Annotated in this window: 1 protein-coding gene; it reads right to left on the bottom strand. The window is 61.3% G+C overall.

Going from position 1 to position 238, the window contains the following annotated elements; all coding sequences use genetic code 11:
• The coding region (locus tag KVT28_RS26730; protein ID WP_217551333.1) for a hypothetical protein at nucleotides 1-238 on the bottom strand (238 nt) is incomplete at both ends.

Here is a 238-nt window from a genome sequence, read left to right as displayed (position 1 = left end):
CGACTCGCGGACTGTCGGCGAGCTCCATCGGCCCGCCGTTGAAGCTGACTGCGGCGAAGAAGGCGTTCGCTTCGGCATTGAACTTGGGACGCGCTGGCAGATCGCGTTCTTCGAGCGCGTCCATTGCCATCCGTTTGCGCCACGAATCGATCTGCGTGTCGTATCGCGTGGCTGATTTGCTGTAAGTCTCCTGATACTCCCGCGCCACCTGCGCGATGTTCTCATCGGTGGCATCCAG

It is taken from the genome of Pantoea sp. GbtcB22, assembly GCF_019091025.1.
Classification (GTDB): domain Bacteria; phylum Pseudomonadota; class Gammaproteobacteria; order Enterobacterales; family Enterobacteriaceae; genus Pantoea; species Pantoea leporis.
This window is presented reverse-complemented; position numbering and strand designations above follow the sequence as displayed.